The following is an 8606-nucleotide window of genomic DNA, read 5'->3' as shown; positions in this document are numbered from 1 at the left end:
CAGCCAGCGCGCGGTCCCGCGGGTCCAGCCTCACGCCACGCCGAGGAGGGGGAGGCTCGGGAAGGAATGGTTCCGCCAGATCCGTCGGGATCGTTCCTGCGGGTAGGGCAGGACGGCCGAGGGGCTGTCGAAGACCTGGGTGAGCCGGCGGTCGCGGTCATAGGCTGGCCAGCCTGGGTCGCCGTGGGTGGCGAACCCCGTCCAGGCACCGCGCATCTCGGCGGACAACGCGACCGCCTGCGCCGTGGGGCTCTCACCGAGCAGCATCGCGGGCTCGCCTCGGGTGAGGTTGCCGAAGACGAGCGGTACGTCGAGGCCGTGGCAGGCGCCGAGGATTCCACCCATGCCCGGGGCTGGCCAGGCCAGCTCGTACACATGCGCCTGGCCGCCGCCGGCGAGCTGCGCCTCGGCGAGATGCAGGGTGGGCATCCGGAACAGCCAATCTGAATGGACCAGCTCGTACAACTCGTCCGGTCCTGCCTGCGGATAGGCGTCCCGGTAGCGGCGAGTCCCATCCCCGCCAGGCATGCGGCTCTCACCGAGACTCTCGTCCCTGGCAGGTGGACCGCCGTCCGCGGGTGCACCGCCGTTGCCCGGCGCGAACACCCGCAGGGCATCTGCCGCCTGCTCCGGTGTCACCTGGCCGAGCAGGCCGGACAGTGCGGTGAGCAACCGCTGCTCGTCACGGGTATGCCCGGCGAGCAGTCCCACACCGCGGCCGGCACCGCCGGCCAGGGCCTGCCACGGGGTGCACGGCAGGACATCACCGTCGACGACGGGTGCGAACAGGATCGAGCGGTGCGCGGGCTGGCCCCAGCGTCCGGCCCACTCGGTCATCTCGGCGGCGACCAGGTCGGCGGCCACGACCAGCAACGCCGGATCGGCACCGGCGAGGTCCGCGACGGTGGGACGCAGCCCCACCTGCTCGGCGCAGACGGCGGCGATGTCGGCGGCCAGCGGCACGGAGAAGAACGTGCCTGGCACGCTCTGGGCGACAGCCCGGCGGAACAGCCCGACCGCGCGGGGCATCGCCAGCAGTGCGGCGACCGACCCGCCACCCGCCGACTCGCCGAAGATCGTGACCTGGTCCGGGTCGCCGCCGAACGCGGAAATATCGTCGCGCACCCACTCCAGGACGGCGACCTGGTCGAGCAGGCCACGATTGGACGGCGCGCCGACGATCTCGGCGAAACCCTCCACTCCGAGGCGGTAGTTGAACGTCACCAGAACGAGCCGTCCGTCCCGGGCGAGGTGGCCGCCGTCGTACTCCGGACGACCGGACGCGCCGAGTGCGTAGGCGCCGCCGTGGATCCAGACCATCACCGGCAGCTTCGCCGCCGGGTCCGGCGCCGGCGTCCAGACGTTGGCCGTCAGCCAGTCCGCACCCGCCGGGCTGGCATCGGAACCGGCCGGGCCGAGCGCCTCGGACTGCGGGGGCGGCGGGCCGAACGCCTCGGCGGGGCGCACACAATCCCAGCTCGGCGGCGGCTGCGGCGCGGCAAAGCGCAACGCGCCGACCGGCGGCGCCGCGAACGGGACGCCGCGGAAGACCGCGAGCCCGCCTTCCCGCCGGCCACGCAACGCCCCGCGGGCCAGGCGGACCTCGGGCGCCCGACCGGCGGACACCGACCCGCCAGCGGCGATACCTGTCACGGTTCTCCCTTGCCCGGTGCCGCACACTCGGACGTGGCCGCGGTTGGTGGCAGCATCGCCGCGGGAGACGCTCCACGCCAGTGGTTTTCGGCGCGCGGGTTTCGGCGCGCGGGGGCCGGCGGCACCCCGTCCCGCCGGGAACATGGCTGCCGCTGCCCCGGCCGGCCAGGACGGACTGGACCGGCCGGGGCAGTGCGGTCAGGTGGAGTTCGCGATCAGCGCCAGGCCACGGTCCGGGCCTCGGACGAAGAAGGAGGGCCCGAGATCGACATCGCGCAGGCGGTAGTCGGGAGCGAGGCGCAGCAGGCCCTGTAGCGCGATCTTCGCCTCGAGCCGCGCCAGCGGGGCGCCCAGGCACAGATGCGGGCCGTACCCGAACCCGAAGTGCGGCCGGCGCTCACGGCGGATCTCGAACCGATCCGGCTCCGGCCAGCGAGCAGGGTCGCGGTTGGCCGCCGCGACCAGGGCGTAGATGTGGTCGCTGGCCTCGATCCGGACGCCGGCAAGCTCCGTGTCCCCGACGGCCTGGCGCGGAATGGCCTGCACCGTGGCCCGCCAGCGCAGCACCTCCTCGATCGCGGCGGGCATGAGATCCGGATCCTCGACGAGCAGCGCCCGCTGGTCGGGGTGCGCCTCGAAGGCGACAACGGCGTTCGAGAGGACCTTGGCGGTCGTGTCGTAGCCGGCGATCAGGAGCAGGACCGCCGCGGACCGCACCTCGTCACCATTCATCGCACCGGCGTCCGCCACCTCGATCATGGTGGTGAGCAGGTCGTCGGGCCGTTCTTCGCGATGCCGCTCGATCTCGCTCCGCAGATACCGGTTCAGCTCGACCGAGGCCTTTTTCAGCAGCCCGCGGGCGGACGCGTCCTCGTGACCGTAGGCAAGGCCGGCCACGATGGTGTTGGACCAGGCGCGGAAATCATCGTGGCGTTCCGGGGGAACACCGAGCATCTCCGCGACGACGATCGTCGGTACCATCGTGAATTCCGCGATCAGGTCGAATGCGCCCGCGCCCGCTCCCACACCTGCGGCGATCGGTTCCAACAGCTGGTCCACGACCGCGACTACCCTGCTCTGCCAGCGCTCGACCGCCGCCCGGGTGAAGAACGGGGAGACGCAGGCCCGTAAGCGGCGGTGCGTCTCCCCATCCGTCGAGATCATCGTGGGCGCCTCGAACCAGGGGAGAACCTTCGGGTCGCTGTTCATGACGAGGAAGCGCCCGTTGTCGGTCAGCACCGTCGCGCAGTCATCGAAACCCGTGACCATCCACCCGCGAAGAAGATCGTGAGCGCCCACTTTTGTTTGGAAATACCGTCACACAGCCGGAAACCCGCGCGTGCCGGCCGGTGTCGTCCTATGTTCAGGAGCGATCCTGCCGCTCCGCGTGTTCCTGCGCGTCCGCTGGACGAAAGGCTGGACGGTCTCGATGGACCAGTGCACGTCTCCCGGGCTCCGGACTTGATCATGCCAGCGGGCACAGAACCAGCGGACACGGAGCCGGCGACCACGCCCGCGGTGGTGCGCGCGGCCGCCCTGCGCTGGCCAGGCGCGGAGGCGCTGGTCGACGGCGAGGTCCGGATGACCTTCGCCCAGCTCGGCGCCGAGGTCGAGCGCGTCGCCCACGCCCTCGTGGCGACGGGCCTGCGGCCGGGTGACCGGGTCGGCATCTGGGCACCGAACTGCTGGGAATGGGTGATCACCGCACTCGGTACCCATGCCGCGGGCGGGGTCGTGGTGCCGCTCAACACCCGGTACAAGGGGGACGAGGCCGCCTACATCCTCCATCGCTCCGGCGCCCGATTACTCTTCACCGTGCGTGGCTTCCTCGGCACCGACTACCCGGAGCTGCTCGCCGGGCGGGCGACCCCCATCAAGCGCACCGTGGTGTTTCGCAGCCCCTCCTGGGACGAGTTCCTGCGCCTCGCCGACACCGACGCCGACGCCGACACCGGCGGCCGGGCGGCCGGCACGCTCCCGGAGGTGAATCCGGACGATCTCGCCGACCTCCTGTTCACCTCGGGCACCACCGGCCGACCCAAGGGTGTGATGACCACCCACCGCCAGACCGTCAGCGTTCCCCGTGCCTGGGCGGACGTGGTCGGCCTGCGGGCCGGTGACCGGCACCTGGTGGTCAGCCCGTTCTTCCACACCTTCGGTTACCGGACGGGCATCCTCGCCGACCTGATCGTCGGCGCGACGACGCTGCCGCTGGCGGTGGTCGAGGTGGACACCGTGCTGAGGCTGGTCAGCGCGGAGCGCGTCACGACGCTGCCGGGCACCCCGACGCTGTTCCAGTCGATCCTGGACGATCCCGCCCTCACCAACCCGGCCGCCATGAGCTCTGCCGCCGGAAGCCCCCGCGCACCCGACCTCCATGGTGCCGGGCACGACCTGTCGAGCCTGCGGCTGTCGGCCGTCGGCGCGGCGTCGGTACCGGTGGAGCTGGTGCTCCGCATGCGGGCCGAGTTGTTCGACGTCGTCGTCACCGGCTACGGGCTCACCGAGTCGACCGGTGTCGCCACCATGTCACGGCCGGACGACCCGCCCGAGGTCGTCTCGCGCGGCGTCGGGCGCCCGCTGCCCGGCGTCGAGATCCAGGTGGTCGGGCCCGACGGTTCCCCGCAGCCCCCTGGCGTCGCGGGCGAGGTCCTGGTGCGCGGCCATAACGTCATGTCCGGCTACTTCGACGACCCACAGGAGACGGCGGCGGTCATCGACGCGGACGGCTGGCTGCACACCGGGGACGTCGGCGTCCTGGACGACGACGGCTACCTCGCGATCACTGACCGGCTCAAGGACATGTACATCGTCGGCGGCTTCAACGCCTACCCCGCCGAGATCGAGGCGGCGCTGCTGCGTCATCCGGGAGTGGCGATGGCCGCCGTGATCGGCGTCCCGGACCGGCGCCTCGGCGAGGTGGGCATGGCCTTCCTCGTCCGTGCGAACGGCCACTCCCCCAACGAAGAGGAGATCATCGCCTGGTGCCGGACCGAGATGGCCAACTACAAGGTGCCCCGGGTGCTGCGGTTCGTCGACGCCCTCCCGGTCAACCCGGTCGGCAAGATCGTCAAGCCGACCCTGCGGAACTGGGCCACCGCGCCGCGAGCGGGAGCGCACACCATTCGCGACGACGGGCACGGCCGCTCCTGAGCCCGGTTCCGCGGAACCGGGTCACTGCGAACCGGGTCACTGCGAACCGGGGTAGCGCGGAACCGGACTCCGCGGGCGGACGAGGCCGATCAGGCCGATGTCCCACCGTCTGGCTGAGCGCGGACGGCGCGGATCATCGGGATCTGCAGCGGCATGCGGGCCCAGGCGAGAGCCGCGAGCGCGATGTCCCGCGACTGGCCGCCGCTCTTCCGGGCCCGGGCGGTGGCGTCCAGGGCCATCTGCAGGTTCCCCGGCCAGACCCCGAGCAGAACCACGGTGCTGGCCCGCCCGGCCCAGCCGGCACCGGCCGCGAGCCCGGCGGCGCAGACGAGCTCGGCGACACCGCTGACCTCCACGATCCTTCGGGGCTTCGGCAATGCCCGGGGGATCAGTGGCTCGAAGAACTGGGGGCGAACCAGGTGCGCGACTCCGCTCGCCAGGAAAAGGCCCGCCACCTGTCGTGAGCTCGGCCTGGTCAGGTGCTTTGCGCCTATCATGGACATATCGAATCACCCGTCGCGCGATCCGCCTGCCGGCCGCGCCCGTCGGTGGGCCGACGGCCAGTCGGGGCGGTCAGTCGGCACGGCCAGTCAGTCGGCGCCATGCGGCCGGACGGTGGCGGCGAGGTCCGCGTGCAGATCCGCGAGCACCCGCACGCACTCGTCCGCCGCGTCCAGGATCAGGTGATGGTGGGCATCGGGCAGGGTCAGGCTGGTTGATCCGGCCGGCAGCTCGTCCAGCGCATACTCGGCGACCTCGTCGGTGACGACGAGGCTGCGTCCCGCGCGCACGAACCACAGTGGTAGCCGCAGCCGCCGCAGGCTGTCCACCACCCGGTCGTTGTCGGTCGGCGGCAGCCCGCGCTGATCGAACTTCCAGGTCCAGCCCTGGCCGTCCGCGGTCGGGCGCACGGCGTACTCGGCCAACGGGCGGACGACCTCCGCCGAGGGGACGGGCTGTGGCGGCCGCAGCCGGAACCGTTCGGTGGCGCTCTCCCACGACGGGTAGACGATCTCGCGACCGGACGAGAGGGGGCCCAACTGCGGCGGCAGCGAGCCGGGCGGGCGCAGGAACGAGTCGAGCAGGACCAGCCCGCCGAAACGGTCCGGATGATCGGCAGCGGCCACCGTCGCGATCCGGCCGCCCATGCTGTGGCCGACGAGCAACGCATGACGGGACCCGACCGCGTCGAGCACGGCGATCAGCTCGGCGGTCCAGACATCCACATCGTAATGGTCACGATGCCCGCTGTCGCCGTGACCGCTGATGTCGAGCCTGATCACCCGCCAGTGTTCCTCGAGCGCCGGCAGCATCCGGTACCACCACATGTGATGCGCCCGGTACCCGTGCACGAGCAGCAGGTCACGGTTCCCCGACCCGGACACACCGTAACGGATCGACGCGCCGTCCACCACCACTTCACCCGGCAGCACGTACACCGGCTCCGACGGCGCCCTCCGAGCCGAGACTGTCGTCCCGTCGCCAGGCACATCGGCCTCAGCCAGGCTCATTCGACCTCCGACCCGTCCGCCCCGTGCGATGGCATGGGTGGCCCGATTGTCGACCCGCCAGCTCGCCCGGCGCGTGTGGATGTGGCCTGCGCAGCACCACCCGGGCAGGATCGGGCTACCGGGATCGGGATCAGAGATCGGCGCAGGCCACCCGCTTGTCCAGGGCACCGACAGGGTGGATGACCACGGACTTGGCGGCAGCGCCCACCGGACGGGGATTGGTGACGGTCGCCCTGCTCGCGCCGGAGGCATCGGCGGGCAGCGCCAGGTGCACCTCGTTGGGCGGGGTGGCCGGGCCCTTCGGGTCGAACTTGAAGTGCCCGCCACCATTGCTCACCGAACACGGCTGGGCATGAATATGGGCGATGTAGTGCACGCCCGGCTGTAGGCCGGTCACCGCCACCGTAAGGGTGGTCCCGGCGGTGTCGCTCGTGGCCAGCCAGGCCGTGCCCCGGACGTTGTCGGTCCCCGCCGGCCTGGTGTTCAGGAGCGTGAACGTCGACGACTTCGCCCCGGCGATCTGATTGGCGGGAGTCGCCGACGGATCGCTCGTCATCCCGCCCATGGACGCCGATGCCCCTGCCGCCGACGATGCCCCTGCCGCCGATGCCCCTGCCGCCGATGCCGGCGCGGCTGCCGCCGGCGAGCTCGGGGACGACGCGTTCACCGCGGGCGTGACGTTGGCGTCCGTCGAGCCGCTGCTGCCACAGCCGGCCACCAACGCGGCGACCACGGCCAGGCCGGCCACCGTACCCGTGCCGACCCGCCCTTGCGCGAGACCACGAACCATGAAGATCGTTCTCCTGACTGTGGCCGAGTCCCTCGACTGACGGCCCCTCGACTGACACGGACGGATACGGCTCATGACCATGGCCTGCCACCGCGCAACCTGGGGCCAATTATCGCGATTGTGACATTTTGCGGCACCTCGTCGGGGATGTCCGTACCGGTTTGTGCACAGCACACCGGCCACCCGTCAGGCCCCACCCCACCCACACGATACGGGTTGCTTCAAGCACGCAAGGTAGCAGCGCACGCTCTCGGCGACCAGCCGACCGCCGACAGCCGACCGCCGACAGCCGCACGCCGACCTCTCCGGCGATCTCAGCCTGGCGGTGCGCTGCCCGCGGGAACCGCCAGGGCTCCCCCGGTTTCGCGTTGGCCGGCGGCGCGGCGGCCGGCGGCGCGGCGGCCGGCCCGGTCGAGGGGAGCGGCGTAGATCGCAGTGTCGAACCAGGTGGGGAAGTCCCGCACCAGGGCGGCGGGCCCGGTCGGATGTCGTTATTTGACCGCGCTGTTCGGCCAGTTGGTGTTGCTGACCAGCTCGGGGCTCGACCCGCCAAACGCGGCCGCGGCGGTCGAGTCCGCGCGCAGCTGGGCGAGCAACCAGGCGGTGACGTAGCCGAGGAAGCCGTACGGGCCGCCGCTGTTCTGGATCGTGTTGTGGTCGGCCCGTGCTCCGGCGGAGTTCTCCATGAGGCCGAGCGCCGCGTGGCCCCGCACCTGCCGGTAGAAGGCCTGTTCGGTGGAGGTGCTGGCGATCACGAAATCGAGCAGGCCGTGCGTCGAGATAAGGAAGGTCGGCTGGGTCAGCCTGGACGGGTCGTACTGGCAGTCGCTCTTCGTCGGGCAGTCCGCGCCGGCGCCGACCCACCGGGTGTTCGGCAGGGAGAACGTCACGACCGTGTCGATCAGGGTCGGATTGTTGACCGCGGCCCGGACCGCTCCGCCGGCGCCCTGGGAATGTCCGACCGCGGCGATGGCGCCCGGGTCGAGCCGACCCCGGAAGACGCTGCCAGCCGTCCTGTTCCGGGCGAGCAGATAGCGCGCTGCGGCGGCCAGCGCCGCGCCGCTGCCGACATTCGGCCGCATCGGGGCGATCACGGTGAACCCGTACGACGCGAGGTGGCCAAGCAGAACGGAGTACATGTCAGGCGTGGAGTCGGTTCCGTTTCCCCAGGTGACGATCGGGCTCAGGAAACCGAGCGTGGTGTAGTGCGCCGGCCGGTAGATGGCGTACTCGACACCCGCCGCGTCCGTGACGGTCTGAGTCGCCACGGCCGCAGGCCCGACAGGGGCGTAGCGCGCCTCGACCGGGTAGGTCTGCGCGTGGATGGAGCCCGGCAGGGCGATCAGCAGCAGGACCACCATCATGGGCGCGACGTGGGTGAACCAGCGGGCCCGGCCACGTGCCCCGATCACGCGGCCGACGTGGCGACGCTTCCGCTTCCGGCAGTCGCGGTTCTTCTCCGTCGATCGAGGCCGCGCTCCCTCGGTCTCCGGAGCCGG

The 8606-nt window shown here is 71.7% G+C and carries 7 protein-coding genes; 1 reads left to right on the top strand and 6 read right to left on the bottom strand.

Features of this window, described 5'->3' with window-relative positions:
- Positions 1–30: 30 nt before the first annotated feature.
- Both MXD95_RS04945 and MXD95_RS04940 read right to left on the bottom strand, forming a co-directional pair.
- Positions 31–1653, bottom strand: coding sequence for a carboxylesterase/lipase family protein (locus MXD95_RS04945; protein WP_250639332.1), 1623 nt, complete (start codon positions 1651–1653; stop codon positions 31–33).
- 198 nt (positions 1654–1851) lie between these two features.
- Positions 1852–2892: a cytochrome P450 gene (locus tag MXD95_RS04940; RefSeq protein ID WP_250639331.1), complete on the bottom strand. Its 1041-nt coding sequence runs from the start codon at positions 2890–2892 to the stop codon at positions 1852–1854.
- 228 nt (positions 2893–3120) lie between these two features.
- Between MXD95_RS04940 and MXD95_RS04935 the strand changes: the two genes are divergently transcribed.
- The gene (locus MXD95_RS04935) at positions 3121–4806 is read left to right on the top strand and encodes a FadD3 family acyl-CoA ligase (protein WP_250639330.1); all 1686 of its coding nucleotides are present in this window, start codon (positions 3121–3123) and stop codon (positions 4804–4806) included.
- A gap of 89 nt (positions 4807–4895) precedes the next feature.
- Here MXD95_RS04935 and MXD95_RS04930 read toward each other — a convergent pair whose 3' ends face one another.
- The 4 genes from MXD95_RS04930 to MXD95_RS04915 all read right to left on the bottom strand — a co-directional run bounded on the left by MXD95_RS04930 (position 4896) and on the right by MXD95_RS04915 (position 8519).
- Positions 4896–5261 carry a DoxX family protein gene (locus MXD95_RS04930; protein ID WP_250639329.1) on the bottom strand — a complete coding sequence of 122 codons (366 nt, stop codon included), beginning with the start codon at positions 5259–5261 and terminating at the stop codon, positions 4896–4898.
- A gap of 135 nt (positions 5262–5396) precedes the next feature.
- Entirely contained in the window at positions 5397–6317 is a 921-nt protein-coding gene (locus MXD95_RS04925; RefSeq protein ID WP_250639328.1) for an alpha/beta fold hydrolase, read from the bottom strand.
- A gap of 130 nt (positions 6318–6447) precedes the next feature.
- On the bottom strand, positions 6448–7107 hold the full coding sequence (locus MXD95_RS04920; protein ID WP_250639327.1) for a superoxide dismutase family protein: 660 nt from the start codon (positions 7105–7107) through the stop codon (positions 6448–6450).
- A 491-nt stretch (positions 7108–7598) separates the two neighbouring features.
- Positions 7599–8519 carry a poly(ethylene terephthalate) hydrolase family protein gene (locus MXD95_RS04915; protein ID WP_250639326.1) on the bottom strand — a complete coding sequence of 307 codons (921 nt, stop codon included), beginning with the start codon at positions 8517–8519 and terminating at the stop codon, positions 7599–7601.
- Between the last annotated feature and the right edge of the window lie 87 nt (positions 8520–8606).

Origin of the sequence: Frankia sp. AiPa1, assembly GCF_023243075.1 — a bacterium.
Classification (GTDB): Bacteria; Actinomycetota; Actinomycetes; order Frankiales; family Frankiaceae; genus Frankia.
The sequence above is the reverse complement of the archived record's forward strand: the minus strand, read 5'-3'. Positions and strand labels throughout refer to the sequence as shown.